The sequence below is a fragment of the Mycobacterium kansasii ATCC 12478 genome, from assembly GCF_000157895.3.
GTDB classification, from domain to species: Bacteria; Actinomycetota; Actinomycetes; order Mycobacteriales; family Mycobacteriaceae; genus Mycobacterium; species Mycobacterium kansasii.
The window spans coordinates 3,455,286-3,482,021 of record NC_022663.1; the positions used below are offsets into that span (position 1 = coordinate 3,455,286).

Here is a 26,736-nt window from a genome sequence, read left to right on the forward strand (position 1 = left end):
GGCAACACCCGAGAGGAGCGTGCGATGTCATCGATCACCAATGCGGTGGCGCAACAGTTCGCGGCCGATGGTTCCACCGAATCGTCGAGTCCGCGGATTGCCGATCTGGTGACGGTGGCGGCAACCCGGCGGCCGGAGGCGGTCGCGCTGGTCGTGACCGCCGACCGCGTCGCGATCAGCTACCGCGACGTGATCCGGTTGGCCGACGACCTGGCCGGGCAGCTGACTAGGGCCGGTCTCTTACCGGGCGACCGGGTGGCGCTGCGTTCAGGCAGCAACGCCGAATTCGTCGTCACGCTGTTGGCCGCGTCGCGAGCCGATCTGGTGGTGGTCCCGTTGGATCCGGCGCTGCCCGTCAGCGACCAGCGCGCCCGCGCCGAGGCCTCCGGAGCGCGCGTGGTGCTGGTGGACGGCAGCGGCCCCGACAACGGGGAAGATCCGGCGATCCGGTGGTGGCCGGTGGCGGTGAGCGTGGGCCGCGATGACGGCGCCCTGTCGGTCCGTCTGGAGGCTGCCGGCGAACCGAAGCCGGTCACGTCCGCACCCGAGGGGCTGCGGCCCGACGACGCCATGATCATGTTCACCGGCGGCACGACGGGCCTGCCCAAGATGGTCCCCTGGACGCACGGAAACATCGCCAGTTCTATCCGGGCGATCGTCGCCGGGTACCGGCTGGGCCCGCAGGATGCGACGGTCGCGGTGATGCCGCTGTATCACGGTCACGGCTTGATGGCCGCGTTGCTGTCGACCCTGGCCTCCGGAGGCGCGGTGTTGCTGCCGGCCCGGGGGAAGTTCTCGGCGCACACCTTCTGGGACGACATCGACGCGGTGCACGCCACCTGGTACACGGCGGTGCCGACCATTCACCAGATCCTGTTGGAGCGCGCGAAGACTGAACCGTCCGGCACCAAAGCTGCCCTGCGTTTCATCCGCAGTTGCAGCGCCCCGCTCACCCCGGAGACGGCACAGGCGCTGCACGCGGAGTTCAGCGCGCCGGTGGTCTGCGCGTTCGGTATGACCGAGGCCACCCACCAGGTGGCCACCACGGGGCCCGACGAGGAGGAAAATCCGGCAGTGTCGACCGGTCTGGTGGGCAAGTCGACCGGGCCGGAAATCCGCATCGTCGGATCCGGCGGAGTGCCCGTCGGTCCCGGCGAGGTCGGCGAGGTCTGGCTGCGCGGCCCCACCGTGGTGCGCGGCTACCTCGGCGACCCGAAGATCACCGAAGCCAACTTCACCGACGGGTGGCTGCGCACCGGCGATCTGGGGACATTGTCGGCCGACGGCGACCTGAGCATCCGCGGCCGGATCAAAGAGCTGATCAACCGCGGCGGCGAGAAAATATCGCCGGAGCGCGTCGAGCACGTGCTGGCCACCCATCCCAACGTCTTGGAACCAGCCGTCTTCGGCGTTCCCCACCCGCTCTACGGCGAAGCCGTCGCGGCGGTGATCGTGCCTCGCCAGCCCGCGCCGACTCCCGAAGAACTCACCGAGTTCTGCCGGGAACGCTTGGCGGCCTTCGAGATTCCCGCCACCTTCGAGCTGGCGAGCGAGCTGCCGCACACCGCGAAGGGTTCGCTCGACCGTCGCGCCGTGGCCCAACGGTTCGGTCCGCCGGCGTAACCCGGGTCACCGCGACGACGCGACCGAACCCCACGCCGCTCGCGCGCCGGAGTCGCCGACGCGATACGTCTGGACCAGCGTGGCCGCGGCGGCGGCCACCACCAACAGCGTGACCACCAGCTGCACAACGGGTTTGACCGCGCGTCCCCGGGCCCGGCGAAGGTGGGCGACCGCCAGCGCGACGACGGCCGCTGCCAGTGCTGCCGCGAAGTAGGACATCGTCTCGCCGAGATCCGCGTGCTTATCGATCGCCGGCGACTGGCCGAGCTTGCCGGCCAACCACTCGCCCGAGTCCGCGGTCAACGGGGTCACGATCAGCGTGATGACGGCCAGGGCCAGAGTCATCCAGACCAGTCGTTGGCGGGCCGCCGGCCACAGCGCGCACATGATCGCCAGGATCGCCGTCAACGGACCCAGCACGACGACCAGATGGTTGAGCAATATGTGGGCCGGTAGTCCGTCAACCGTCGACATGGGGCCGGCTACGCGGTTGACTTCACCCGGGCCGCAGCGGATTCCGGCATCGGTTCGTATCGGGCGAACCTGCGGGTGAACGATGCGGCACCGTGGGCGAGCGAGCGCAAGTCGATGGCATACCGGGTCAACTCGACCTGAGGCACTTCGGCTTTGACTACCGTGCGTTCGTTGGCGGCGGTCTCGGTACCCAGCACGCGGCCGCGGCGCCCGGACAGGTCACCCATCACCGCGCCCACGAAATCGTCGGGCACCAACACCGAGATCTCGTCGATCGGCTCCAGCAGGATCACCTTGGTCGCAGCGGCCGCATCCCGCAAAGCCAGTCCACCGGCCATCTGGAAGGCGAAGTCGGAGGAGTCGACGCTGTGGGCCTTACCGTCGAGCAGGGTGACCCGCAAGTCCACCACCGGGTAACCGGCGAGCACCCCCTTTTCCATCTGCGCCCGGACGCCCTTCTCCACACTCGGAATGAATTGGCGTGGCACCGCGCCACCGACCACCTTGTCGACGAACTCGAACCCGGAGCCCTCCGGCAACGGCTCCACCTCGATGTCGCACACCCCGTACTGGCCGTGCCCGCCGGATTGCTTGACGTGACGGCCGTGGCCTTTGGCGTTGCCGGCGAACGTTTCGCGCAGCGGTACCCGCAGCTCCACGGTGTCCACGGTGACGCCGTACCGATTGGCCAGCCCGTCGAGCACCACGCCGGCATGGGCCTCGCCCATGCACCACAGCACGATCTGGTGGGTCTCCTGGTTCTGCTCGATCCGCAGTGTCGGGTCTTCGGCGGCAAGACGGCCCAAGCCGACCGACAATTTGTCCTCGTCGGTCTTTGCGTGCGCCTGAATCGCGATGGGTAACAGCGGTTCCGGCATCGTCCAGGGTTTCAGCACCAAAGGCTCGGACTTGTCCGACAGGGTGTCGCCGGTTTCCGCGCGGCTCAGCCTGCCGATGGCGCAGATGTCGCCGGCCACCACCGCGGTTGCGGGGCGTTGCTGCTTGCCGAGCGGGAACGACAGCGGGCCGATGCGTTCGTCTTCGTCGTGGTCGGGATGGGTGTTCGCCGACCCGTTCTGGTCGCCGAAAAAGGACGAGAAATGGCCCGACACATGAACCGTGGCGTCGGGTTTGATGGTTCCGGAGAACACCCGCACCAGGCTGACCCGGCCGACGTAGGGGTCCGACGTCGTCTTCACGACCTCGGCGAGCAATGGCGCGTTCACGTCGCAGGCCAACTCGGCGTGTGTGGCGCCCTGCGGGGTGAACACCTCCGGTAGCGGGTGCTCCATCGGAGATGGGAAGCCGCGGGTGGCGACCTCCAGCAGTTCCAGGGTGCCGACGCCGGTGCCGCTGCACACCGGGATCACCGGGAAGAACGAGCCCCGGGCAACGGCCTTCTCCAGATCCTGGATCAGGATGGATTCGTCGATATCCTCGCCGCCGAGGTAGCGCTCCATCAACGACTCGTCCTCGGACTCCTCGATGATCCCTTCGATCAGGCTGCCGCGGGCCTCCTCGATCCGATCGGCGTCCGACGGGTCCGGGGGTCGCGCGGTGCGCTTGCCGCCGGAGTACTCGTAGTGGATTTGTGACAGCAACCCGATCAGGCCCGCACCGGCGGGAAGGTACAGCGGTAAGACTTTGTCGCCGAACGCGTCCTGGGCGGCGGCCAGGGCCTCGGGATAGTTCGCCCGGGCGTGATCCAGCTTGGTGATCACCACGGCGCGCGGCATGCCGACCTGGCTGCATTCCTGCCAGAGCGACTTGGTGGGTTCGTCGACGCCTTCGTTTGCCGCGATCACGAACAGCGCGCAGTCCGCGGCTCGCAGCCCGGCGCGCAGCTCACCCACGAAATCGGCGTATCCAGGGGTGTCGACGAGGTTCACCTTGATGCCGTCGTGCGACAGCGAGGCCACCGCGAGCCCGACGGAGCGCTGCTGGCGGATCTCCGCGTCGTCGTAGTCGCAGATCGTGGTGCCGTCGGTGACCGATCCCGGCCGGGACAGCACTCCGGCCGCGACCAGCAGGGCCTCGACGAGGGTGGTCTTGCCGCCGCCTGATGGTCCCACCAGAACCACGTTGCGAACGGCGTCCGGGCCGTCCGCTGTGGGTGCGGCTCCCGCCCCCTGGGAGGCACTCGCTCTGTCGGCCATGACTTTCCTCCAGTTCTTCCGGGTATCAGGAATCCAAGCCCGCCCACTCCCGCAAGCGGTGTGTTCCAGCCCACAGGACGCAGTAGCAACTTTTCCCTCAACCGCGGCCCAGCACAAGGCCCGGCCGATGCGGTGCAACGCAAATGCGACACCGTCGTCGACCCCCGCGGTCGGCCGATGCGGCTATCCGCCGGCGACCACCTCCGCGCGCGAAAGGCGCATGCGCTACCGCATCTCAAAGTCACGCCGTGCTTGCCTGGTATCGGTGTGACCGGTGGGGCTGGTGGGCTGTCGGGTCAGCTGTGCCAGCTGGACCAACGTCGCACCGACACGGTGACCACCGGTCCGTCCAACGGAATCGACTGGTACTGAGGGTATTTCGTGCACAGCAGCCGGTATCCGGTGTGCATGTCCGCGCCGTCGTGATGGATCGCGGCGACTCCGTCGGCCCTGACCCACCACAACTGCGTCCAGTCGTCGTCGTAATGATCGACGAGCAGGCTGACATGCGGATTGCTTTCGATATTGGTGAGGCGCTGCAGCCGCTTGGTGGTTTTCGGCTTCGCGTCGACGGCGGTGAAGATGACGTCTCGATCCACCGCGAAAACCACCGGCACCAGGTGTGGCGTGCCCGCGGGCGTGATCGTGGCCAGCCGCGCTACCGGCGATTGCGTGAAGGCGGCCGTCGGGTCGAATTCGCCCACCGGCCCAGCCTAAAGGCCGGGCTGTTGCGCGGCTCGGGCCGATCGCCCCGGAAACTCCCTCGCCGGGCTACGGTTACCCCATGCCGGCGGAGACGCAGATCGCCAATCTCCTCTACCGCTATGCGGAGTGCATCGACGCCGGCGACCTGGACGAGGCGGCCGCGCTCTTCGAGCACGCTCGCATCCGGATCGACGCTGCCGGCCACGACACCATCGATGCGGCGGGGCTGCTGAGGATCTGGAAGTCGCTGATCGTCTTGTATCCCGACGGCACACCCCGAACCAAGCATGTGGTCACCAATCCGATCATCGAGATCGACGGGCACGCCAAAACCGCGCAATGCCGCAGTAACTACACGGTGCTGCAGCAGGCCGACGACTTTCCGCTTCAGGCCATTGTTGCGGGCCGCTATCACGACCGCTTCGAATGCGTCGAGGGGACCTGGCGTTTTTCCTACCGCGACCTGACCCTGATCGACATGGTTGGTGATATCAGTCACCATCTGAGTTATGGCATTACGCAGGCCTAGTAAAGGCCTAGTAAAGGCCTAGTAAAGGCCTAGTAAAGGCCTAAGGCGGGTATAGGCAATAGCCGCAATCTTGGCCGCCCGAAGTCTTGGGACCTGCTGAGGTGGGTATTTGGACTACGGTAGATGTAGACAAAGTTGTGCTGCCCGGACCTTAAGGCTGGGACAATTCAGCTTCTTCCCCCGACGCAGGAGGTTACGGGATGAGCAAAGATCGCCACCGCCCGGTGAGGTGGTCATGGCTGGTCGCCATAGTGGCTGTGCTCGGATTGGGTCTGGCCACACCGCCGGCGCCCGCATCGGCGGCGCCGTCCACCTTCGCGCTGGACCGGTTCGCTGATTACCCGTCGTTGCCGCTCGACCCGTCGGCGTTGGTCGGCCAGGTAGGGCCGCAGATCGTCAACATCAACACGAAGCTGGGCTACAACAATGCGGTAGGAGCCGGCACCGGCATCGTCATCGATCCCAACGGCGTCGTGCTGACCAACAACCACGTGATTTCGGGCGCCACCGACATCAGCGCGTTCGACGTTGGCAACGGCCAAACCTACGGCGTCGACGTGGTCGGCTATGACCGCACCCAGGACATCGCGGTGCTGCAGCTGCGGGGCGCGGGCGGTCTGCCCACCGCCGCGATCGGTGGCGGAGTGTCCATCGGCGAGCCCATCGTCGCGCTGGGCAACACCGGTGGGCAGGGCGGAACGCCGCGCGCGGTGCCCGGGCGGGTGGTTGCCCTCAACCAGACCGTCCAGGCCTCGGACGCGCTCACCGGTGCCGAAGAGACGCTCAACGGGCTGATCCAGGTCGACGCCGCGATCCGGCCCGGCGACTCGGGCGGGCCGATCGTCAACAGCCAGGGGCAGGTTGTCGGCATCAACACGGCCGCTTCCGACAACTTCCAACTGTCCCAGGGCGGGCAAGGCTTTGCCATTCCGATCGGCCAGGCTATGGCGATCGCCAACCAGATCCGCTCCGGAGGCGGGTCGCCCACGGTGCACATCGGACCGACTGCCTTCCTCGGCCTGGGCGTCGTCGACAACAACGGCAACGGCGCCAGGGTGCAGCGAGTGGTGGGGACTGCGCCCGCCGCGTCGATCGGGATCTCCAATGGCGACGTGGTCACCGCGGTCGACGGCATCGCGATCAGTTCGGCTACCGCCTTGTCCGATGTGCTCAACGGGCATCATCCCGGTGACGTCGTCTCGATCAGCTGGCTGTCCAAATCAGGGGTCGCCCGCACCGAGAACGTGACGCTGGCGGAAGGGCCGCCGGCCTGAGCTACGCGGGGATGATCACAGCCGGCCGGCGAATTCGATTGGCACCGGCAGTGTTTGCCCGCATGGTTCCCGAGGTTCCGCCTCGGGTACCCGTGGCATCGTGGAGTTGATGAACGACGCAAGAGAAGCCTCCCGGCACGATCCTGCGCACCATCCCGCCGAGGGCAGCCATGTCGAAGGGGGTGTGGTCGAGCACCCCGATGCCAAGGATTTCGGCAATGCCGCCGCGCTTCCCGCTGACCCGACCTGGTTCAAGCACGCCGTTTTTTACGAGGTGCTGGTCCGGGCTTTCTACGATTCCAGCGCGGACGGCTCGGGTGATCTGCGTGGACTCCTGGACCGGCTGGACTACCTGCAGTGGCTCGGCATCGACTGCATCTGGCTGCCCCCGTTCTACGACTCACCGCTGCGTGACGGCGGCTACGACATCCGCGACTTCTACAAGGTGCTGCCCGACTTCGGCACCGTCGACGACTTTGTCGCCCTGGTCGATGCCGCCCACCGCCGGGGGATCCGGGTGATCACCGACCTGGTGATGAATCACACCTCGGAATCCCACCCGTGGTTCCAGGAATCCCGCCGCGACCCCGACGGGCCGTACGGCGACTACTACGTGTGGAGCGATACCAGCCAGAAGTACACCGACGCCCGGATCATCTTCGTCGACACCGAAGAGTCGAACTGGACGTTCGACCCGGTCCGCCGCCAGTTCTACTGGCACCGTTTCTTCTCCCACCAGCCGGACCTCAATTACGACAATCCGGCCGTTCAAGAGGCGATGATCGACGTCATGCGCTTCTGGCTGGGCCTGGGCATCGACGGGTTCCGGCTGGACGCGGTCCCCTACCTTTTCGAACGCGAGGGCACCAACTGCGAAAACCTGCCCGAGACGCACGCCTTCCTCAAGCGCGTCCGCAAGGTGGTGGACGACGAATTTCCCGGCCGGGTGCTGCTGGCCGAGGCCAACCAGTGGCCGGCCGACGTCGTCGAGTACTTCGGCGACGCCACCACCGGCGGCGACGAATGCCACATGGCCTTTCACTTCCCGCTGATGCCGCGCATCTTCATGGCCGTCCGCCGCGAGTCGCGGTTCCCGATTTCAGAGATCCTGGCGCAGACGCCGCCGATACCCGATATGGCGCAATGGGGGATCTTCCTGCGCAACCATGATGAGTTGACGCTGGAAATGGTCACCGACGAAGAGCGCGACTACATGTACGCCGAGTACGCCAAAGACCCGCGGATGAAGGCGAACGTCGGCATCCGCCGCCGGCTGGCGCCGCTGCTGGATAACGACCGCAACCAGATCCAGTTGTTCAACGCGCTGCTGCTCTCGTTGCCGGGCTCGCCGGTGCTGTACTACGGCGACGAAATCGGCATGGGTGACGTGATCTGGCTGGGGGACCGCGACGGCGTGCGGACCCCGATGCAGTGGACACCGGACCGTAACGCCGGATTCTCCACAGCCAACCCCGGCCGGCTCTACCTGCCGCCGAGCCAGGATCCGGTTTACGGCTACCAGGCGGTCAACGTCGAGGCGCAGCGCGACACCTCGACATCACTGCTGAACTGGACCCGGACCATGCTTGCGGTGCGGCGGCGCCACCAGGCGTTCGCCGTCGGGTCCTTCCAGGAACTGGGCGGGTCCAACCCGTCGGTCCTGGCTTTCGTCCGGGAAACGCCGGGCAGTGACGGCAGAGACGGTGATGTGGTGCTTTGCGTGAACAACCTCTCCCGGTTCCCGCAGCCCATCGAACTGAACCTGCAGCAATGGAACAGCTACACACCGATCGAGCTCACCGGGCATGTGGAATTTCCCCCTATCGGCCACCTGCCCTACCTGCTGACCCTGCCGGGCCACGGCTTTTACTGGTTCCAGTTGTCCAGAACCGAGGAGAATGCATGACCCGCGCCGGCGACGATGCGAAGCGAAGCGAAGAGGAGCGGCGCACATGAGTCTGCCAGCCAAGCTGCCCTGGTCTGAGTGGCTGCCACAGCAACGGTGGTACGCCGGGCGCAACCGCGAGCTGTCCCGCGCGGAGGTCAACGTGGTCGTCCCGCTGAAGGACGATCTCGACTTGGTGCTCGTCGACGCCGACTACGCCGACGGTTCGGCGGAGCGCTACCAGGTGATCGTCGGTTGGGACGCCGCGCCGGTGTCCGAGTACAGCACCGTGGCAACGATCGGGTCGGCGCAAGACCGCATGGGCTTCGACGCCCTCTACGACACCGATGCGCCGCCGTTTCTGCTCTCGTTGATCGACTCGTCAGCCGTCCGCGTTGCTTGCGGCGTGGAGGTGACATTCGCCAAAGAACCGGACGTCGAATTGCCGTTGAACGCGGCGCCGCACGTCTCCGACGCCGAGCAGAGCAACACGAGCGTCATCTTCGATCGGCGCGCGATCTTCAAGGTGTTTCGCCGGGTTTCCAGTGGCATCAGTCCCGATATCGAATTGAACCGGGTGCTCGGCCGTGCCGGTAACCCGCACGTAGCACGGTTGCTGGGGACCTACGAGATGGCCGGGCCGGATGCCGGCAGTTCGGCGGCCGGTGAGCAGGCGTGTCCGTTGGGCATGGTGACCGAATTCGCCTCCAACGCCGCCGAGGGCTGGGCGATGGCCACCGCCAGCGTCCGCGATCTGTTCGCCGAGGGCGACTTGTATGCCCACGAAGTCGGCGGAGACTTCGCCGGCGAGTCTTACCGGCTCGGTGAGGCGGTTGCGTCGGTGCACGCCACCCTGGCCGATTGCCTGGGAACGGCCCCGGCGCCATTCCCGGTGGACACCGTGCTGGCGCGGCTGTCGTCGACCGTGGCGGCGGTTCGGGAGCTGGAGGGGTACGCGGCGACGATCGAAGAGCGAATCCAGAAGCTCGCCGGCGAGACCATCACCGTCCAGCGGATCCACGGCGACCTGCACCTGGGACAGGTGTTACGGACCCCGGAGAGCTGGCTGTTGATCGATTTCGAAGGTGAACCCGGTCAGCCGCTCGATGAGCGGCGAGCACCTGATTCGCCGTTGCGCGACGTGGCCGGTGTCTTGCGCTCCTTCGAGTACGCCGCCTACGGGCCGTTGGTGGACCAGGCCACCGACAAGCAGTTGGCCGCCCGCGCCCGGGAATGGGTCGAGCGCAATCGCACCGCATTCTGCGAGGGCTATGCGGCCGCATCGGGGACCGACCCCCGGGATTCGGCGCAACTGTTGGCCGCCTACGAATTGGACAAGGCGGTCTACGAGGTGGGCTACGAGGCGCGGCATCGGCCCGGATGGCTGCCGATTCCGTTGCGGTCGATCGCCCGGCTGACCGCCTGAGCCGGCTTTTCCGCGGTTGCCCGGCGCGGGTCTGCGAGCTGAGGTTACCGGCTGATATCTGCGGACCCCGCGAGTCTCTGGAAGCATGCTCGTGTGCAGAAAGAGATTTACGACAGCGAAGCGAGGTTGTCCTGGGTGCTGGCGGGGCTGGCCGGAGTGTTGGGGGCGACGGCGTTCACCCACTCCGCCGGTTACTTCGTGACTTTCATGACCGGCAATGCGCAGCGAGCTGTGCTCGGAGTTTTCCGCGACGATGTGTGGCTGTCGATAACCGCGTCATTGTTGATCGTGTGCTTTGTCGCGGGTGTGGTGGTTGCCTCGATATGCCGGCGCCATTTCTGGGTCGATCATCCGCACGGCCCCACCGTGCTGACCACCTTCAGTCTGGTGGCGGCCACCGCGCTCGACATTCTCCTGGGTGGATGGGAACAGACCCTGCTTGATTTCGTCCCGATTCTGTTCGTGGTGTTTGGGATCGGCGCATTGAACACATCGTTCGTCAAGGATGGCGAGGTGTCGGTGCCGTTGAGTTACGTGACGGGCACTCTGGTCAAGATGGGTCAGGGCATCGAACGTCAGCTGGCCGGCGGGAAGGTGGAGGACTGGCTCGGCTACTTCTTGCTGTACGCCAGCTTCAGCCTGGGCGCCGTGGCCGGAGGCGTTATCAGCTTGGTGGTCGGCGGATCCCAGATGCTGGCGGTGGCGACGATCGTCTGCGCGGTCACCACGGGCTACACGTACTTCCACTCCGACCGGCGTGCGTTGTTGTCGGAGTCCTGATCCGGATCAGCCGGTGAGCCCCCGGTGAGCACAAGAAACATCGGCAGCAGCGCTGGCCGTGTGCGCTGCTGCCGATGCTGGCTCGTGTCTCAGCCGGGTCTCATGTGGCAGGGGCGGTGGGGCCGTTGAGCACCTGCAGCATGTCCGGCTTCATGGCGACCAGTTGCTGGTTCCAGTAAGGCCATGAATGCGTTCCGTTCGTCGGGAAGTTGAACACCCCGTTGCGGCCGCCCGAGGCCAGGTAGGTGTCCCGGAAGGTTTGGTTGGTGCGCAGCGTCAGGCCTTCGAGGAACTTGGCCGGCATGTTGTCGCCACCGAGGTCGCTGGGGGTGCCGTTGCCGCAGTACACCCAGACTCGAGTGTTGTTGGCTACCAGTCGTGGAATTTGAATCATCGGGTCATTGCGCTTCCACGCCGGGTCGGTGGACGGGCCCCACATGCTGTTGGCGTTGTAACCGCCGGAGTCGTTCATGGCCAGGCCGATCAGTGTCGGCCACCAGCCTTCGGACGGGTTGAGGAATCCCGACAACGACGCCGCGTATGGGAATTGCTGCGGGTAGTACGCGGCCATGATCAGCGCCGAACCGCCCGACATCGAAAGGCCCACCGCCGCATTGCCGACCGGTGAAACGCCCTTGTTGGCCTGTAGCCAGGCGGGCATTTCCCTGGTGAGGAAGGTCTCCCACTTGTAGGTGTAACTCTGACCGTTGCCCTGCGAAGGCTGGTACCAGTCGCTGTAGAAGCTGGACTGGCCGCCGACTGGCATGACCACCGACAGGCCGGATTGGTAGAACTCTTCGAACGCGGGGGTGTTGATGTCCCAACCGCTGTAGTCGTCCTGTGCGCGAAGACCGTCCAGCAGGTAGACGGAATGCGGTCCGCCGCCTTGGAATTGGACCTTGATGTTGCGGCCCATCGACGGCGACGGGATCTGCAGATACTCGACTGGAAGGCCCGGCCTGGAGAACGCGGCCGCGGGCACCGAGCCGCCGACGGCGCCGATCACACCGGATAGCAGGGCGGCCCCCACCGCCGCGATACCCAGCCGGCGGGGCATGGTTTTCGCTGCGCCACGCAGCTTTTCAACGAACTTCATGGCTTGTAACCCATCCCAACTCTCGTCTGCCGCATGTCGCGGTCGAACCTGTCTTGGGCGAGTGAAACACAGCAGGGCGCCGCGGCGGGTCTGTCGCCGCCGAAGCGGGACATCGCGGTTGGCTAACGATTGGGCGTCGGCCCGGAATCGGCTCGTCCAGTTGACGATTGGCGGTCAACTCGATTGAGCGTCGCGTGTTGTTCAACGGGACCGCGCATCGGCGGCCGACGAGCTTGCTCTCCAGGTCATGCGTAATGACGCTGTTTGTGGTGTGAACAATACGAGGCTCCTTGCTGAGCACAACGCCGCAGGGGTGCCACTCGATTCGGCAATCCTGACCGCGCACCACTAGCCTGCTGTGAGCACGCCCCTGGTCTACTGTGAGTGCACTGCGCCTAATGTCGGTGCGTTACTATGCATTTCGAATTGATAACGGACTGCGGGTCTTCATGAAGTAGTGCCGCATGCACGCGGCGGCATCCTCGGTTCCGCGACCACCGTGCGGGAAATCCGGTTCCCATCCAATTGAAAGTTCTTTTGAGGGTGACTATTGAGTGATAAGGCCGGTCCGACGGCACGGATCGTGGATCCATGGTTTCTATTCGCAACAGTAATTCTGACACTTCTGTGTTTAGCCATGCTCCTCCAGAACATCAACACCGTGTGGGGGTGGGTACTGTTTAGTGGTTCCATCGCACCGGTTTATGCCACTGTCTACAAGACGGTGCTCTTCACCAAAGCGGTGCTCTTTCACCGAGAGTGGGCACGCGAGACGCCGCTGCAGCGCCGCTATTCTGCGGATGCTCCGGGGGTGGCTATCATTATTGCTTCCCACCAAGAGCCATTCGAGGTGGCCAAGATGACATTTGATTGCGCGTACCTGACCCGTACCACGGTCCACGTGAAGTCATTGTCGTCGATAATTCACCCGATACAAACAGCACTGACTTCACCCGGTGGCGGCAGTACGTCCAGTCGCACGCAGAAAAAGACAACGACATTCGCGTCGTATTCCGCCACAACTGTCGGAAGGGCGGGCTGAAGCCGGGCAATGTCGATCTCGCGCAGACTTTGATTGAGGCGGCGCAATATGTTGTCCTCCTTGATGTTGATTCGTCACTTCCCATGCACGGCAATTTTCTGGCTCGCGCGGTCAACGAGTTCGAGCAAGATGATCGACTTGGCGTATTGCAGTTCCACACGATGGCGACCAATGACCACTTCAATCGCTTGACCGGACCAGTTGCCGTCGCCCAGAATGCGTTGCGTATCGAACATCTGATCCGTGCCAACGGCGGATTCGCCATGTTCTATGGGCCTCGGTCGGCCGAGTTGCGGCGCGGGGACTTTACCGCGGGCCGGCAGTCGCCACCGCAGCGCCGTGACCGGTGGCTTCATCGGCTGCGGTAGGTGATCTGGGCTAATCGGTGCGTCCGGCAATCAGCAGCAACCGAACCCGATCTATGCTTACCCCCGACCAGAGGAGACATTCATGCGCACCTTCGAGTCCGTTGCCGACCTGGCCGCCGCCGCGGGTGAGACCATCGGGCAGAGCGACTGGGTGACCATCACTCAAGAAGACGTCAATCTGTTTGCCGACGCCACCGGTGATCACCAATGGATCCACGTGGACCCGGAACGAGCGGCCAAAGGCCCGTTCGGCACGACCATTGCCCACGGCTTCATGACGCTGTCACTTCTGCCGCGGTTGCAGCATGACATGTACACGGTCAAAGGGATCAAACTGGCAATCAATTACGGACTCAACAAGGTTCGCTTTCCCGCGCCGGTTCCTGTCGGCTCCAGGGTACGGGCGCAGAGTTCGTTGGTCGGCGTCGAAGACCTCGGTAACGGCGCCGTGCAGGCCACGGTGTCGACCACAGTCGAGATAGCGGGTTCGCCCAAGCCCGCATGCGTTGCCGAAAGCGTCGTTCGCTACATCTCCTGAGCGCAGTCGCGCGAGACATAAACCAGGGGCCGTCAGAACTCGGCGACCGCGTGCTCCAGGCGCTCGGCCAACCGGGCCTCAGCGGCCGCCCGGCGCGTCGGGATGTGCTGCGATGGGAAAGGTGTTGTCACCGGCTCATATTCCCGCAGGGTACGCCGCGCCACCGTCATCTTGTGCAGCTCAGTGGCGCCATCGGCAATGCCCAGTGATTCGGCGCCAACCAACATCTTGACGAACGGCATCTCGTCGGAGACCCCCAGCGCGCCATGCAGATGCATGGCGCGCTGCGCCACATCATGCAGCACCTGGGGCATCGCGACTTTCACCGCCGCGATGTCGCGGCGAACCTTCTGGTAGTCGTGGTGTTTGTCGATCAGCCACGCCGTCCGCAGCACCAGCAGCCGGAACTGCTCGATCTGGATCCAACTGTCGGCGATCTTCTCTTGGGTCATCTGGAAATCGGCCAGCCGTCCATGCCGCGTCTTACGTGACACCGCGCGCTCACACATCATGTCGAATGCCCTGCGCGCCAGGGCAATTGTGCGCATCGCGTGATGGATGCGGCCGCCGCCGAGCCGCGTTTGCGCAATCATGAACGCCTGGCCTTCCCCGCCCAGCACATGATCGGCCGGCACCCGGACGTCGTGGTAACGGACGTAGCCGTGGCTGGCATGCTTGGACGATTCGGCACCCACACCGACATTGCGGACGATCTCGATCCCGGGTGTCTCGCCAGGAACGATGAACAGCGACATCTTCTCGTGGGTATGGGCCTCGGGGTTGGTGACGGCCATGACGATGAAGAACGACGCGTGCTTGGCATTGGTGGAAAACCACTTCTCGCCGTTGATGATCCAGCTGTCCCCATCGCGGGTCGCGGCAGTGACGAACAGGCCGGGATCCGAGCCGCCCTGCGGTTCGGTCATCGAGTAGCACGACGTGATCTCGCCGTCCAGCAGCGGCTGCAGGTAGCGCGCTTTCTGTTCCTCGGTGCCGAAGAGTGCGAGGATCTCGGCGTTGCCGGAGTCCGGCGCCTGGCAGCCGAACACCGACGGCGCCCACCGCGAGCGCCCGAGGATCTCGTTGAGCAGCGCCAGCTTGACCTGACCGAAGCCTTGGCCGCCGAGTTCCGGCCGCAGATGTGCGGCCCATAGTCCCTGGTCCTTCACCTGCTGCTGCAACGGCCGCAGGACCGTCATCGTCTCGGGATTCTTTTTGTCATACGGATCGAGCGCCACCAGATCCAGCGGTTCCACCTCGCCGGCCATGAACTTCTCGACCCAATCGAGTTTCGCCTGGTATTCCGGCTCTGTTTCGAAATCCCACACCGTCGTCAACCGTCCTCCGGCGCAGCGTCGCACCGGCATTGTTGATGGAGCTACCCCATCGTAAGGGCGGTGGTGGGTCTGGCAAGGCCGCAACATCCGCGGGGCCGGATCGCGGCCGCAGTTTTCGCGTCACGACCCGGACCGCACGAGAATCTCCAAACAATCAGAGTCTTTGTGCGAGGAGTTGTTTGGCCAGTTCGGCACCCTTGCGGCTGTCGGCTTGTGCCTTGCGGAACAAGTCGGCCGTCTCCCGGTCGTCGTCACGCTCGGCATCTTCGATGTAGGTCTCCAGTCGGAGCGCGTTGTCCAGGCACTGTTCGGTGTACCAGATCAGGTTGTAAGTCTTGTCGCGGGTGCCGGTCACATGACCCGTTTCGATGCTCACCGGTGGTCCTCCCTCCGTCGGTATCAGTTGCGATACCGAGTGAGCTACCCACCCGTGCCATGTTTCAAACGGCCTCGACAAGGCCGATTTCCGTTGGCGGATAGGCACTTCGGCTTAGGCTGGCCAAGCACGGCCGCAGCTATCTGCGCGTGGGGCTCGGATCAGTCGAGGAGATTGTCGCGGATATGTGAGCACGTGAGACCATCCGGATCTAAGGGGCGGTGCACCCGTCCGGGATTGCGGCTCAAGGCCGATTCGCTAGCGCAGCTTGGGCAAGACGTTGGTGCCGTAGAACTGAATGGCGACGGTGGGGTCGTCCTGCGGAAAGTGCAGAAACGGTATGGCACCGGCATCGATCACCGCTTGCACCGCGCCGATATGGGTCGACGGGTCGGTGCCGACGGCCCAGTTGGCGAGCACCTTTTCGATCGGGTTCGACTCGGCGGCACGCTGGATCTCTACCGGGTTGGGTTGGTCGACGGCCCCGGCGGTAAATCGCCACAGGCCGGCGGCCCGGGTAGCCGCCGTGTGGTCACCGACGACAGCGAACAGCTCGGCACGCTTCCCGAGATTCGCGGGGTCGCGCCCGGCGGCTGCTGCGCCCGCTGCGAACGCGGCAAGCAGCCGCGGATTCTTGAGGTCGCCGGCTTGGGTAATCCAGCCGTCCCCGTGCCGGCCGGCCAGCGCTGCGCTTTTGGGACCGCTGGCGGCCACGAAGATCGGCGGTGGCGTGGCGGGCAGGTCGTAGAGTTTTAGAGCGTTCGTCTGAAAATAACGTCCGTCGAACGAAATTCGCTCACCGCTCCACAGCTGGCGGATCAGCTTGATGGCCTCGACCAGCCGGTCGTGGCGCTCCCGGTAGGAACCGAACGTGTTGGTGGCGGCCTGTTCGTTGAGTCGCTCACCAGTGCCGAGCCCTAAGAACACCCGTCCCGGACTCAGCATTGCCAACGAGGCGAAAGCCTGGGCCACCGTGGCCGGATGGTAGCGGTAAGTAGGGCAGGTCACCCCGCTGCCGAACGAGATACGAGTGGTGCTTTGACCCACTAACGCCAAGGTCAGCCAGGGAAACATCGAGTGACCCTGATTGTCCTGCCACGGCTGAAGGTGGTCACTGGCCCAGACGTACCCAAACCCGGCACTTTCGGCGGCCCGGGCTTGCGCCACCAGCTGATCGGTTCGGAACTGTTCGTGCGACAACACGATTCCAATGTCCCCGGCCGGCGTGGGGCGAGTCGACTCGCCGGTCGACTCGCCGCGGGTGCCGCACCCGGCGGATACTGTGCCCGCCCCCAGCACGCCGGTCCCGGCGGCTAGTCGCGCGAACGTCCGTCGCGAGATCCCGGTCATCGGCTCCGACTACCCCTCACGCGACCTGTCACACCATCGAGCTTGCCTCACGCTGGCCGGCTGCGACAGCCGTCGGCGCACCGGGCTCCGCCGCGCACGGAGCTGTGTCGAAGCGACTGACCAGCATGGCCGATCGGGCCCGCCGAGACGCCGATTGGCCGATCCGTCGACGCGACCACTAGTTTGGGCTGGTGACCCCCCAGGCGCGCCCAGCGCACAAGGCCGACATCCGCGATCTGTCCCGCACCCTGGCTCGCGCCTTCTACGACGACCCGGTGATGACGTGGTTGCTTCCCCACGACAAGTCCCGGCTCGCGCACCTGCATCGGGTGTTCGCGGCGATGACCCGGCACCACCATCTGGCCCACGGCGGCGTCGAGGTGGCGTGCGAGGGCGCCGGCGTCGGCGCAGCCGCCCTGTGGGATCCGCCGAATCAATGGCGGGAGACCCGCCGGGCGGAGCTGGCCATGACCCCGGCATTCTTGCGTGTGTTCGGCTTTCGCGGAGGGACCGCACGCGCGGTCCAGGAGGCGATGAAGCGCGCGCATCCCGAAGAACCGCACTGGTACCTGGCCGTCATCGGCAGCGACCCGGGCGTGCGCGGGCGGGGATTTGGTCAGGCCTTGATGCGGTCGCGGCTGGACCGCTGCGACGCCGAGTACTGCCCGGCCTATCTCGAGTCCTCGAAACCCGAAAACATTCCGTATTACGAACGTTTCGGATTCACCGTCACCGGCGAGATCATGCTGCCGCGGGGCGGGCCGCCGATTTGGCCGATGTGGCGCGAACCGCGCTGAGCATCCCGGCCGGCAGCCGGTTCGGCGGGCCGGTTTAGCGGGTGAACGCTGCGGGCAACCGTTGCCAATGGCTACCGGTGAGCTGAGCGATCCCGCGGACTTCCCCGAGGAGGGCGGTCCCGGCGACACGCTCAACCCGAACGAATCCACCGACTCCGACGAGCTCCGCAACGACGACGGTGACATCGTGGTGGACCCACCCGAGCACTGGAGCGAGGCCGACCGATTCGGCATGACGGCGCGCGAGCAGCGCGAAGGGCAATCCCTTGACGACCGACTTGCCGCCGAAGAACCGGACCGGCTGGACGGCTTGTGGGAAGAGGACGGCCCCGGGCGTGCCCATCGAGGCCAAATCGACGGTACGCCCGAGGACGGCGACTCGTTGTTCGAGGTCGTCGACGACGAGTGACGGTCCCGGGCACAGCGGGCCCGCCGTTTGCCACGGCCTCAGCCGGGTACCCAAGTCCGGAATTCCTAACGCTGGAGGGACGAATGGCAGCCAACGACTCCAACCCGAAGCAACGACAGCTTGACGACTGCCGGCTAGACGGGAGCACCGGATACCTGACCACGCAGCAGGGCGTGCGAGTGGACCATACCGACGATGCACTTACCGCGGGGGAGCGTGGGCCCACCCTGCTCGAGGACTTCCATGCCCGGGAAAAGATCACCCACTTCGATCACGAGCGCATCCCCGAACGAGTGGTACACGCCCGCGGGGCCGGAGCATACGGATACTTCGAGCCCTATGACGATTGGCTTGCCGAATACACCGCGGCGAAATTCCTCACCACGCCGGGTAAGCAGACGCCGGTCTTCGTCCGGTTTTCCACCGTCGTGGGATCTCGCGGCTCGGCGGACACCGTGCGCGATGTCCGCGGATTCGCCACCAAGTTCTACACCGACCAGGGCAACTACGACCTGGTGGGCAACAACTTCCCGGTGTTCTTCATCCAGGACGGCATCAAGTTCCCGGATTTGGTGCACGCGGTTAAACCCGAGCCACACAACGAGATTCCGCAGGCGCAGTCGGCCCACGACACGCTGTGGGACTTCGTGTCGCTGCAGCCGGAGACGCTGCACACCATCATGTGGCTGATGTCGGACCGGGCGCTGCCGCGCAGTTACCGAATGATGGAGGGCTTCGGCGTGCACACCTTCCGCCTGGTCAACGCCGACGGCCAGGGCACTTTCGTGAAGTTTCATTGGAAGCCACGCCTTGGCGTGCATTCGCTGGTGTGGGAGGAGTGCCAGAAGGTGGCCGGCAAGGACCCCGACTTCAACCGGCGCGACCTGTGGGAAGCCATCGAGGCCGGCCAATATCCGGAGTGGGAGTTCGGGGTGCAGCTGGTTCCGGAAAGCGACGAGTTCAACTTCGGCTTCGACCTGCTCGACGCCACCAAAATCATTCCGGAGGAACAGGTTCCGGTACGTCCGGTGGGCAAGATGGTGCTCAACCGCAACCCGGACAACTTCTTCGCCGAAACCGAGCAGGTGGCGTTCCACACCGCCAACGTGGTGCCCGGCATCGACTTCACCAACGACCCACTGCTGCAGTTCCGCAACTTCTCCTACCTCGACACCCAGCTGATCAGGTTGGGCGGCCCCAATTTCGCGCAACTGCCGGTCAATCGGCCGGTGGCCGAGGTGCACAACAACCAGCGCGACGGCTACGGCCAGCACACCATTCCACGCGGCCGGTCAAGCTACTACAACAACAGCCTTGGCGGCGGCTGTCCGGCCCTGGCAGACGACAACGTGTTCCGCCACTACACCCAGAAGGTCGACGGTCACAAGATCCGCCAGCGGGCCGAAAGCTTCCAGGATCACTACAGCCAGGCCCGGATGTTCTGGAAGAGCATGTCTGCCGTCGAGGCCAAACACATTGTCGCCGCGTACGCCTTCGAGCTCGGCAAGGTGGAAACACCGGAAATCCGTTCGCGCGTCGTGGATCAGCTGAACCGCGTCGACCATGACCTGGCGACCCGCGTCGCCGGGGAGCTGGGGCTGCCCGCGCCCGAAGGAACGGACAAGCTGGGCGCCGAAATGCCCCCCTCCCCGGCGCTTTCGCAACTCAATACCGCCACCGACAGCGTCGAAACACGCAAGATCGCCGTGCTGGCCGCCGACGGCGTCGACGTGGTGGGCACCCAGACCTTCATCGAGGCGATGCGGCAGCGCGGGGCCATCGTAGAAGTGTTGGCGCCCAGGGCCGGTGGCATGCTGTCCGGCGGATCCGGCGGCGAACTCCCGGTGGACCGGGCGATCACCACGATGTCGTCGGTCCTCTACGACGCGGTCGTGATACCGTGCGGACCCGACGCCGTCAAGGCCCTGTCCGAAGACGGCTACGTGATGCATTTCGTCACCGAGGCCTACAAACACCTCAAGGCGGTGGGGGCTTTCGGTGCGGGCGTCAAGTTACTGCCCAAGGCCGGGATAACCGAGAAAACCGCCGAGAGCACCGACGCCTTCGTCTCCAACGGGGTGATCACGACCAAGGCTGCGGCCGACGACCTATCCGACGACTTCGCCGAGGCATTCGCCAAAGTGCTTGCCAAACACCGTGTTTGGGAGCGACAGACCGATAGCGTGCCCGCCTGATCAGAGCTTGCTTTTCCAGCCGGCGACACCGATCGCGATCATCCGCAGCTGCTTGACCGCGATTCGGTGGATCTCTTGGAGCGCCTCGGCGCTCTGAGCGTCCTCGATCGCCTCGGCGATCACGATCATCGCGTTGACGAACAACGTCGCCAAAATGTTGAGGTCCTCGGTGCTCCATTCGTTGAGCCCCGGGAAGCGGGCCAGGTCGGTGGCCAGCTCCGACGTGATCAGCCGGATCTCGGTGCGGATGGCGTAGCGCAGCACCGATAGTCCGGTGGAGCGCTCCCGGACGATGAAACGCCAGTGTTCGCGCTTGTCGGCGACGCTGCCCACCAGGATCTCCACGGACGACTCGATCACCCGGTTGGGGTCCAGCTTGCCGGCGCGCGCCCCGCGCAACGTGTCGCGCAGGGTGCGAAACGACTCGTCGATTAGGACCAACCCCAGGGCCTCCATCGACTCGAAATGCCGGTAGAACGCCGCAGGCACGATCCCGGCCTCTCGGGTCACCTCCCGCAGGCTCAGGCCGCTGAAGCTGCGGTCCTGCAACAGTTTGAGCGCGGCGGCCACGATGGCCCGCCGGGTGGCTTCTTTGCGCTCCTCCCGCGACACGGTGGCGCGTGCCCGGTCCGTGCCGGACCGGTGCGAGCGTGAGTTAGGAGTACGGTCGTTCACTGTGTGAACCCTACCACACACCTGGGGAAATACTTGACGAGCAGCTAAATCCCGACGCACCGTGTACATATGTTCACTCAAACTTTCAACCGAGCCGTTACGAAGCGAGTCCTAGGTTCCGACCTGGTCGACCTGCTCACCGGTCCGCACGGCGTCGACCGCTACACCGAGCTGGTGGCGCCGACGTGGACGCTGGGCGAGGCCCGCGCCAAGGTCATAGAGGTGCGCCGCGACACGCCGCGCAGCGTCACCCTCATCCTCGCTCCCAACGACACCTTCACCTCCACTAACACCGTCAAGGCCGGTCAGTACGTCAACCTCACCGTCGACATCGGCGGACGCCGGCACACCCGCTGTTACTCACCGGCCAATGCCGAAGGCAGCCCGACCCTTGAGCTGACGATCGGTCACCACGACGGCGGGCTGGTCTCGACCTACCTGTACGAGCGGGCCCGCCGCGGCATGGTGGTCGGTCTGGCCGGTGTCGGCGGGGACTTCGTGTTACCGGCGAAGCGGCCGCGGCGCGTGTTGCTCGTCTCGGGCGGCAGTGGCATCACCCCGGTCATGGCGATGCTGCGCACGCTGGTCGCCGAGGGCCATCAGGGCGAGATCGCCTTTGTCCATTACGCGCGGACTCCTGCGGAGGCGTGCTACCGCGGCGAGCTGCGCTCCCATAATGGTCTGCGCGGAGTGCGGGTGTTGCACGGCTACACCCGCTCCGGCGCCGGTGATCTGGTGGGCCGCTTCGGCGCAAACCACCTGGCCACGGCCATGCCGTCGCCGGATGCGGTGTTCGTCTGCGGCCCGACGCCGTTGGTCGAAGCGGTGCGCGAGCACTGTGACAACGTGTTCAGCGAGAGCTTCGTCCCACCGGTATTGGCGGCGCCGGCCGGCCCCTCGGGGGGCCGGATCACGTTCGGCGACAGCCGGATTGACGTCGCCGACGACGGCCGTTCGCTGCTCGAGCAGGCCGAATCGGCCGGGCTGACACCCGAGAGCGGCTGCCGGATGGGCATCTGCCACACCTGCACCCGGCGCAAGACCTCCGGGACGGTACGAAACCTGGTCACCGGCGCCGTCTCGACGGCCCCCGACGAGGACGTGCAGATCTGCGTGTCCGTTCCCGTCGGCGACGTCGACCTCGCCCTATAACGCCCAACATCTCAAGGAGTTCTGACATGACACCCAACAAGATCACCCTCACCCCCGAACAGGCCGACGCGTTCGGCCGCGAACTCGACGCCATCAAGGAACGCGTCATGGCGGATCTCGGCGAAGAAGACGCCGACTACATCCGCCGGGTCATCAAGGCGCAGCGCGCCCTGGAGGTCGGCGGACGAGTACTGCTCTTCCTGCCGCCGGCGTGGCTGCTGGGAACCGCGATGCTGGGCGTGTCCAAGATCCTGGACAACATGGAGATCGGCCACAACGTCATGCACGGTCAGTACGACTGGATGCGGGACCCGGCCATCTCGGGGCGTTCCTTCGAGTGGGACACGGCCTGCCCGGCCGATCAGTGGCGGTACTCGCACAACTACATGCACCACACCCATACCAACATCGTGGGAATGGACCGCGACATCGGCTATGGCATCCTGCGGATGAGCGAGGACCAGCCGTGGGAGCCCTACTTCCTGGGTAACCCGGTCTACGCCTTCCTGTTGATGGTGCTGTTCCAATACGGCGTCGCACTGCACGAACTGGAATCCGAGCGCATCCGGGCCGGTGAGATCCGGCTCGCCGACAAGCGTGAGGTGCTGCGGGAGATCTGGAAGAAGACGCGCCGGCAGACCCTCAAGGACTATGTGGCCTTCCCGCTGCTGGCCGGGCCGTTCGCGCCGTTCGTCTTCACGGGCAACCTCACGGCCAACCTGATGCGCAACGTGTGGTCCTACATGATCATCTTCTGCGGCCATTTCCCGGACGGCACTCAGGAATTCAGCGTCGAGGAAACCAAGGACGAGACCCGCGGCCAGTGGTACTTCCGTCAGGTCCTGGGTTCGGCAAACCTGACCGGCGGCAAGCTGTTTCATTTGTTGTCCGGCAACTTGTCGCATCAGATCGAGCACCACCTGTTCCCCGACATGCCGGCCCGGCGGTACGCCGAGATCGCCCCGGAGGTGCGGGAGATCTGTGAGCGTTACGGCATCCCCTACAACAGCGGCCCGCTGCCCAGGCAGTTCGCCACCGTGGTGCGCAAGATCGTGAAGCTCGCCTTGCCGGGGCGTGCGCCGCGTCAGGCCACTGCGGAGGAAGCGGTTGCGCTGTCGGTGGCATGACGCTCATCGAGCCTGCGGTCACGCCGTCGAGCCTGCGCACAGCGCGTGCTTTCCCAAGCGGGAGCAGGCAGCGCTGTGCGCAGTCTCAATGCGAAACAAAGTGGTAAGCGCGGGGCCACAACAGCCCAACTGGAGGACAATGGGCCCGTGGAATGGACCGGCGCGCGTTATTCAGACAAGCCAACCGTGGAGGCTTCGACGTGGATCGACGCCGATCCCGAGCGCGTCTGGAGTCTGGTCTGTGACGTCGAGTTGATGCCGACCCTCAGCAACGAATTGCAAGCAGTGGAATGGGTCGACGGGGCCACCGGGCCCCGGATCGGCGCCCGGTTCGTCGGTCACAACCAGCACGACGCGTTCGGTGAATGGAGCACCACGTCACAAATTGTCAGCTGCGATGAGCCACACGAATTCGCTTGGGCGGTAGGCGAACCCGACAATCCCTCGGCCACCTGGCGGTTCCGGCTGACACCCCGGGACGGGGGCACCGTACTGACCTACCGGACACAGATGGGGCCGGGCCGTTCGGGGTTGTCGCGCGCCATCGACGCGATGCCCGACAAGGAGCAGAAGATCGTCTTCGTGCGGTTGCGGGAGTTCGAGACCGCGATCGACAAGACGCTGGCAGCGATCAAGAGGTTGGCCGAACACGGGGTCCGCTGATGCGCACCGCCACCACGGTCGAACTTTCCAGCGCCGGCCGAGACACCGTGGAGTTCGTCGTCGAGGCCGAAAAGCTTGGACTGGACGTCTGCTGGGTCGCCGAGGCATGGGGTACGGACGGGCCGTCGGCGCTCGGATACCTCGGCGCGCGCACCGAACGGATGCTGCTGGGCTCGGGGGTACTGCAACTCGGTATCCGATCGCCCGTTGCGGTGGCCCAGACCGCGATCACGCTGTCCAACCTGTCGTGCGGGCGGTTCCTGCTCGGCCTGGGCGCCTCGGGTCCGCAGGTGATCGAGGGCCTGCACGGGGTATCGTTCGCCCGGCCGCTGGCGCGGATGCGCGAAACCGTCGACATCGTGCGGCAAGCCCTGACGGGCGGCAAAATCTCCTACTCCGGCAACGAGTTTCAGATTCCGCGTCCCGGTGGCGAGGCGGTGCCGATGCGATTGTCGACGCGGCCCGAGCACGCCATCCCGATCTATCTGGCCGCGTTGTCCCCGGCGATGCTGCGGTTGACGGGACAGATCGCCGACGGCTGGCTCGGTACCAGCTTTGTCCCGGAAGGCGCTGCCGGCGCCTACTTCGCGCATCTGGATAGCGGGCTGGCGGCCGCCGGTCGCGCCCGGGCCGACATCGACATCTGTCAGGGCGCAGAGGTCGCGTTCGCCAAGGACGAGGACCAGCTGCGCGGCATCGTTGCCGGTCGCAAGAAGGAGCTGGCGTTCAGCCTGGGCGGCATGGGGTCCGCCAGCACCAACTACTACAACCGGGCCTACAGCCGGCAAGGCTGGGCTGACGTCGCCGCCGCGGTGCGGGAGCAGTGGCAGCGCGGTGAGCGCGACCGCGCGGTCGCGTCGATCACCGACGACATGGTGCTGGCCACCACGCTGATCGGGACCGAGGACATGGTCCGGGCCCGCCTTGGGGTGTGGCGGGACGCCGGTGTGAACACGGTGCGGCTCTATCCCGCGGGCGACACACTCGATGCCAAGCTTTCGACGCTCGGCCGGGCCATCGAGCTGGTCCGCGAGGTTTAACCCACGCCGGTCGGCGCGTCGGCGACCGGTACCAGTTTCACCTCGGGCCGGGTCGGCAGTTCGTCGGCCAGAAACCACCGGAAGGCGAGGTTGCCCCGCGGATATCCAAGCGTCGTCAGCGAATTCGGATGGGCCGTCGTCCCGGGGGACAAGACGATCGTCACCGAGCCGTCGCTATTGGCCACCACGCTGTGACCGTTGATGGAGCAGCGGGCATCGGGGCCCTCGGCGGGGCCGTACGTGGCCATGAACTGGTTCCACACCACCAGGTTCCAGAACCGGCACGGCGGCGGCCAATGGGTGATGACCAGCGCTTCGTCGTCGTCGAGCGCGAAACTGCCGTAGGAGTAACAGGCATCGCGCGCAGACCAGCCGAAGTTGGCGTCGGGCACCTGATATGGGGCAGCGAATTGGTTTGCGACGTGGGCGGTCTCGTGTCCGAGTCGATGCGCGTCACGGGCCCTGTCCCCGACGGCGAGCGGCACGACCGCGAACATGGTGCGCATCCAGGCGGCCGCCGCCCGTAGCCTTGCGGCGGTCTCCGCGTCGCCGTGGCGTATCGGGTCCGGCGCGTCGAGCGCCTCGATAGTCCAGGTGACCGGGCGGCCGGTCAGCGGGTCGGCCTGATAGTCGCGGGTCATCAGCACGGCGGCATCGGGCGTCGGACCCAGCTCGAAGGAGAAGTTGCCGTCGGCATCGATATCGAGATCACCGTCGCGGACGATCGCGACGACCCGGTCCGACCACGCGCCGGGCGAGGGTTCGTTGTAGGCGGTCACCGAGAAATACGCGCTGTCACCCTTGTTGCCGCTGATCCGGTAGCGCCGTGCCGGATCGACCGGGCACATGAGGTAATAGGCGTCGGTGTTGTCGCCGCCCCAGCGGCGGTCGCGACGAAACGGCGTGTTGACCGCGACGAACTGCGGCCGGCCCGGCTCGGGGAATAGATAGGCGTCGAAGGCCACTCCCAGGGTGGCGGCGAGCATCCGGTACCCGTCGGCGAGGTGCCGGTCGTCGGTAACCGCACGGTCGCCCTCGAGGAAACCGCCGTCCAGGGCGCCCAAGGTGTCGAGCAATTCCCGCCATGCCGTAGTCGACTCGTGCGTCATTCAGGCATTCCTTTCAGGATTCCGCTCAGGAGCAACGTGGTGGTGCGGTCGACCCAGGCATCGTCGAGGTCGGCGCCGCGGGTCAGCAGGCGTAGCAGGGTGATGCCGGCAATGGCCTCGACCAGTTCATCAGCGGTTACGTCGGCCCGGATTTCGCCTGCGGCCGCGGCGGTCTCGAGCCGTCTGGCAAGGCCGCCCGCGATGCTGCCGGCAAACCGTTCCAACAGTGCGGCGTGCAGGGTCGGGTCGGCCGCCATCTCGCCGACCAGGCCGGGCAGCGCCGCGCGGGCGGCCGGCGTCGCCAAGATCGCCATCGTGCGTCGCACCATCTCGCGCAGATCCGTCGCCAGCGATCCGGTGTCCGGAACGGCGGTCTGGGCGCTGATCGGAAACACCGCCTCGTGCACCAGATACGCTTTGCTGGGCCAGCGCCGATAGATCGCGGGCTTGCTGGTGCCGGCCCGTTCGGCGATGGCGGACATCAGCAGCCCGGCATAGCCCGTTTCGGCGAGCAGTTCAACCGTCGCGCGAAGCACCGCCGCGTCGATCCGCGGATCACGGGGTCGGCCGAAATCGACTACCATTACGTAACTCAGAGTAACATAAGTCG

25 protein-coding genes are annotated in these 26,736 nt (G+C 65.6%); 15 read left to right on the top strand and 10 right to left on the bottom strand.

All coding sequences use genetic code 11. The annotated features are described in order from the left end of the window. Positions 1-24 precede the first annotated feature (24 nt). On the top strand, positions 25-1,623 hold the full coding sequence (locus MKAN_RS15080; RefSeq protein WP_042313697.1) for a FadD7 family fatty acid--CoA ligase: 1,599 nt from the start codon (positions 25-27) through the stop codon (positions 1,621-1,623). Between the two features lie 6 nt (positions 1,624-1,629). Here MKAN_RS15080 and MKAN_RS15085 read toward each other — a convergent pair whose 3' ends face one another. The 3 genes from MKAN_RS15085 to MKAN_RS15095 all read right to left on the bottom strand — a co-directional run bounded on the left by MKAN_RS15085 (position 1,630) and on the right by MKAN_RS15095 (position 4,957). Continuing rightward, positions 1,630-2,097: a DUF2231 domain-containing protein gene (locus MKAN_RS15085; protein WP_023369418.1), complete on the bottom strand. Its 468-nt coding sequence runs from the start codon at positions 2,095-2,097 to the stop codon at positions 1,630-1,632. An 8-nt stretch (positions 2,098-2,105) separates the two neighbouring features. Then, the gene (locus MKAN_RS15090) at positions 2,106-4,253 is read right to left on the bottom strand and encodes an elongation factor G-like protein EF-G2 (protein ID WP_023369420.1); all 2,148 of its coding nucleotides are present in this window, start codon (positions 4,251-4,253) and stop codon (positions 2,106-2,108) included. Between the two features lie 296 nt (positions 4,254-4,549). Continuing rightward, a complete protein-coding gene (locus MKAN_RS15095) occupies positions 4,550-4,957 on the bottom strand; it encodes a TIGR03668 family PPOX class F420-dependent oxidoreductase (protein ID WP_023369422.1) in 408 nt (135 codons plus the stop codon). An 80-nt stretch (positions 4,958-5,037) separates the two neighbouring features. Here MKAN_RS15095 and MKAN_RS15100 point away from each other — a divergent pair, with 80 nt between their 5' ends. The 5 genes from MKAN_RS15100 to MKAN_RS15120 all read left to right on the top strand — a co-directional run bounded on the left by MKAN_RS15100 (position 5,038) and on the right by MKAN_RS15120 (position 10,852). Next, positions 5,038-5,487, top strand: coding sequence for a nuclear transport factor 2 family protein (locus MKAN_RS15100; protein WP_023369423.1), 450 nt, complete (start codon positions 5,038-5,040; stop codon positions 5,485-5,487). A gap of 200 nt (positions 5,488-5,687) precedes the next feature. Further along, a complete protein-coding gene (locus tag MKAN_RS15105; protein WP_023369426.1) occupies positions 5,688-6,761 on the top strand; it encodes a S1C family serine protease in 1,074 nt (357 codons plus the stop codon). A 109-nt stretch (positions 6,762-6,870) separates the two neighbouring features. Further along, complete coding sequence (gene treS / locus MKAN_RS15110) at positions 6,871-8,667, top strand: maltose alpha-D-glucosyltransferase (RefSeq protein WP_036395041.1); 1,797 nt, start codon at positions 6,871-6,873, stop codon at positions 8,665-8,667. Between the two features lie 46 nt (positions 8,668-8,713). Next, positions 8,714-10,072 (top strand): maltokinase N-terminal cap-like domain-containing protein, encoded by a 1,359-nt coding sequence (locus MKAN_RS15115; protein ID WP_023369430.1) that lies wholly within the window; start codon positions 8,714-8,716, stop codon positions 10,070-10,072. A 93-nt stretch (positions 10,073-10,165) separates the two neighbouring features. Next, positions 10,166-10,852 (top strand): YoaK family protein, encoded by a 687-nt coding sequence (locus MKAN_RS15120; RefSeq protein WP_023369432.1) that lies wholly within the window; start codon positions 10,166-10,168, stop codon positions 10,850-10,852. A 100-nt stretch (positions 10,853-10,952) separates the two neighbouring features. On the opposite strand, the gene ag85C is transcribed toward MKAN_RS15120, so the two are convergent. Then, on the bottom strand, positions 10,953-11,948 hold the full coding sequence (gene ag85C / locus MKAN_RS15125; protein WP_023369434.1) for a diacylglycerol acyltransferase/mycolyltransferase Ag85C: 996 nt from the start codon (positions 11,946-11,948) through the stop codon (positions 10,953-10,955). An 870-nt stretch (positions 11,949-12,818) separates the two neighbouring features. Here ag85C and MKAN_RS30530 point away from each other — a divergent pair. Next, on the top strand, positions 12,819-13,358 hold the full coding sequence (locus MKAN_RS30530; protein WP_082276729.1) for a glycosyltransferase family protein: 540 nt from the start codon (positions 12,819-12,821) through the stop codon (positions 13,356-13,358). Positions 13,359-13,440: 82 nt separating this feature from the next. After that, positions 13,441-13,896, top strand: a complete 456-nt coding sequence (locus MKAN_RS15140) for a MaoC family dehydratase (RefSeq protein ID WP_023369440.1) — start codon at positions 13,441-13,443, stop codon at positions 13,894-13,896. A gap of 32 nt (positions 13,897-13,928) precedes the next feature. Here MKAN_RS15140 and MKAN_RS15145 read toward each other — a convergent pair whose 3' ends face one another. The 3 genes from MKAN_RS15145 to MKAN_RS15155 form a co-directional block, all read right to left on the bottom strand. Further along, positions 13,929-15,224, bottom strand: coding sequence for an acyl-CoA dehydrogenase family protein (locus MKAN_RS15145; protein WP_036395042.1), 1,296 nt, complete (start codon positions 15,222-15,224; stop codon positions 13,929-13,931). Between the two features lie 163 nt (positions 15,225-15,387). Further along, the gene (locus MKAN_RS15150; protein ID WP_023369444.1) at positions 15,388-15,609 is read right to left on the bottom strand and encodes a hypothetical protein; all 222 of its coding nucleotides are present in this window, start codon (positions 15,607-15,609) and stop codon (positions 15,388-15,390) included. A gap of 258 nt (positions 15,610-15,867) precedes the next feature. Beyond that, on the bottom strand, positions 15,868-16,959 hold the full coding sequence (locus MKAN_RS15155; protein WP_023369446.1) for a F420-dependent hydroxymycolic acid dehydrogenase: 1,092 nt from the start codon (positions 16,957-16,959) through the stop codon (positions 15,868-15,870). A 191-nt stretch (positions 16,960-17,150) separates the two neighbouring features. On the opposite strand from MKAN_RS15155, the gene MKAN_RS15160 reads away from it, so the two are divergent. From MKAN_RS15160 to MKAN_RS15170, 3 genes are all read left to right on the top strand, one after another. Further along, positions 17,151-17,756, top strand: coding sequence for a GNAT family N-acetyltransferase (locus MKAN_RS15160; protein WP_023369448.1), 606 nt, complete (start codon positions 17,151-17,153; stop codon positions 17,754-17,756). A 67-nt stretch (positions 17,757-17,823) separates the two neighbouring features. After that, positions 17,824-18,165: a hypothetical protein gene (locus MKAN_RS15165; RefSeq protein ID WP_023369450.1), complete on the top strand. Its 342-nt coding sequence runs from the start codon at positions 17,824-17,826 to the stop codon at positions 18,163-18,165. 83 nt (positions 18,166-18,248) lie between these two features. Beyond that, the gene (locus MKAN_RS15170) at positions 18,249-20,360 is read left to right on the top strand and encodes a catalase (protein WP_023369451.1); all 2,112 of its coding nucleotides are present in this window, start codon (positions 18,249-18,251) and stop codon (positions 20,358-20,360) included. Here the strand turns inward: MKAN_RS15170 and MKAN_RS15175 are convergent, their stop codons facing one another. Further along, entirely contained in the window at positions 20,361-21,035 is a 675-nt protein-coding gene (locus tag MKAN_RS15175; RefSeq protein ID WP_036394925.1) for a TetR family transcriptional regulator, read from the bottom strand. 69 nt (positions 21,036-21,104) lie between these two features. Between MKAN_RS15175 and MKAN_RS15180 the strand changes: the two genes are divergently transcribed. From MKAN_RS15180 to MKAN_RS15195, 4 genes are all read left to right on the top strand, one after another. Continuing rightward, the gene (locus tag MKAN_RS15180; protein WP_023369455.1) at positions 21,105-22,187 is read left to right on the top strand and encodes a flavin reductase family protein; all 1,083 of its coding nucleotides are present in this window, start codon (positions 21,105-21,107) and stop codon (positions 22,185-22,187) included. Positions 22,188-22,213: 26 nt separating this feature from the next. Then, on the top strand, positions 22,214-23,314 hold the full coding sequence (locus MKAN_RS15185) for a fatty acid desaturase family protein (RefSeq protein WP_023369457.1): 1,101 nt from the start codon (positions 22,214-22,216) through the stop codon (positions 23,312-23,314). 147 nt (positions 23,315-23,461) lie between these two features. Beyond that, complete coding sequence (locus MKAN_RS15190; protein ID WP_023369459.1) at positions 23,462-23,977, top strand: SRPBCC family protein; 516 nt, start codon at positions 23,462-23,464, stop codon at positions 23,975-23,977. After that, on the top strand, positions 23,977-25,017 hold the full coding sequence (locus tag MKAN_RS15195; protein ID WP_023369461.1) for an LLM class flavin-dependent oxidoreductase: 1,041 nt from the start codon (positions 23,977-23,979) through the stop codon (positions 25,015-25,017). Before MKAN_RS15190 ends, MKAN_RS15195 begins: the two co-directional genes overlap by 1 nt. Here MKAN_RS15195 and MKAN_RS15200 read toward each other — a convergent pair. Next, positions 25,014-26,126, bottom strand: a complete 1,113-nt coding sequence (locus MKAN_RS15200) for a DUF1214 domain-containing protein (RefSeq protein WP_023369463.1) — start codon at positions 26,124-26,126, stop codon at positions 25,014-25,016. The genes MKAN_RS15195 and MKAN_RS15200 overlap by 4 nt on opposite strands. Continuing rightward, complete coding sequence (locus MKAN_RS15205; protein ID WP_023369466.1) at positions 26,123-26,710, bottom strand: TetR/AcrR family transcriptional regulator; 588 nt, start codon at positions 26,708-26,710, stop codon at positions 26,123-26,125. Before MKAN_RS15205 ends, MKAN_RS15200 begins: the two co-directional genes overlap by 4 nt. Positions 26,711-26,736 lie beyond the last annotated feature (26 nt).

What these genes read in the sequence shown, in the direction of transcription:
- MKAN_RS15080 (WP_042313697.1), top strand. Translation starts at nt 25, where the DNA reads ATGTCATCGATCACCAATGCGGTGGCGCAACAGTTCGCGGCCGATGGT.
- MKAN_RS15085 (WP_023369418.1), bottom strand. Translation starts at nt 2,097, where the DNA reads ATGTCGACGGTTGACGGACTACCGGCCCACATATTGCTCAACCATCTG.
- MKAN_RS15090 (WP_023369420.1), bottom strand. Translation starts at nt 4,253, where the DNA reads ATGGCCGACAGAGCGAGTGCCTCCCAGGGGGCGGGAGCCGCACCCACA.
- MKAN_RS15100 (WP_023369423.1), top strand. Translation starts at nt 5,038, where the DNA reads ATGCCGGCGGAGACGCAGATCGCCAATCTCCTCTACCGCTATGCGGAG.
- MKAN_RS15105 (WP_023369426.1), top strand. Translation starts at nt 5,688, where the DNA reads ATGAGCAAAGATCGCCACCGCCCGGTGAGGTGGTCATGGCTGGTCGCC.
- treS (WP_036395041.1), top strand. Translation starts at nt 6,871, where the DNA reads ATGAACGACGCAAGAGAAGCCTCCCGGCACGATCCTGCGCACCATCCC.
- MKAN_RS15115 (WP_023369430.1), top strand. Translation starts at nt 8,714, where the DNA reads ATGAGTCTGCCAGCCAAGCTGCCCTGGTCTGAGTGGCTGCCACAGCAA.
- ag85C (WP_023369434.1), bottom strand. Translation starts at nt 11,948, where the DNA reads ATGAAGTTCGTTGAAAAGCTGCGTGGCGCAGCGAAAACCATGCCCCGC.
- MKAN_RS15140 (WP_023369440.1), top strand. Translation starts at nt 13,441, where the DNA reads ATGCGCACCTTCGAGTCCGTTGCCGACCTGGCCGCCGCCGCGGGTGAG.
- MKAN_RS15155 (WP_023369446.1), bottom strand. Translation starts at nt 16,959, where the DNA reads ATGACCGGGATCTCGCGACGGACGTTCGCGCGACTAGCCGCCGGGACC.
- MKAN_RS15165 (WP_023369450.1), top strand. Translation starts at nt 17,824, where the DNA reads ATGGCTACCGGTGAGCTGAGCGATCCCGCGGACTTCCCCGAGGAGGGC.
- MKAN_RS15170 (WP_023369451.1), top strand. Translation starts at nt 18,249, where the DNA reads ATGGCAGCCAACGACTCCAACCCGAAGCAACGACAGCTTGACGACTGC.
- MKAN_RS15180 (WP_023369455.1), top strand. Translation starts at nt 21,105, where the DNA reads ATGTTCACTCAAACTTTCAACCGAGCCGTTACGAAGCGAGTCCTAGGT.
- MKAN_RS15185 (WP_023369457.1), top strand. Translation starts at nt 22,214, where the DNA reads ATGACACCCAACAAGATCACCCTCACCCCCGAACAGGCCGACGCGTTC.
- MKAN_RS15195 (WP_023369461.1), top strand. Translation starts at nt 23,977, where the DNA reads ATGCGCACCGCCACCACGGTCGAACTTTCCAGCGCCGGCCGAGACACC.
- MKAN_RS15200 (WP_023369463.1), bottom strand. Translation starts at nt 26,126, where the DNA reads ATGACGCACGAGTCGACTACGGCATGGCGGGAATTGCTCGACACCTTG.
- MKAN_RS15205 (WP_023369466.1), bottom strand. Translation starts at nt 26,710, where the DNA reads ATGGTAGTCGATTTCGGCCGACCCCGTGATCCGCGGATCGACGCGGCG.